Genomic DNA, 243 nt, shown 5'->3' on the forward strand with positions numbered 1-243 from the left:
GCGCCGGTGACCGACAGGGGGTTGCCGTCGACGTCGGTGTCGTTGGCCAGCACGGCGATGTTGTTGACCGCGGTGTTGATCGGCGTGGAGGCCGTGTCGGCGTTGGCCACCGGGTCGTCGTTGACCGCGCTGACCGAGATGGTCTGGTTGGCGGGGGCGGAGGAGGCGCCTTCGTTGTCGGTGGCGGTGAAGCTGAAGGAGGTCGAGCCGTTCCAGTTGGCGTTGGGCACAAAGCTCAAGCTG

General features: G+C 67.1%; 1 protein-coding gene. It reads right to left on the minus strand.

The window, feature by feature from the left end; translation table 11 throughout:
* Positions 1-243 (minus strand): Ig-like domain-containing protein (locus EOD73_RS17615; protein ID WP_164846126.1); only part of this gene is annotated, 243 nt, incomplete at both ends.

The organism is Inhella crocodyli (assembly GCF_004004565.1).
GTDB classification, from domain to species: Bacteria; Pseudomonadota; Gammaproteobacteria; order Burkholderiales; family Burkholderiaceae_C; genus Inhella; species Inhella crocodyli.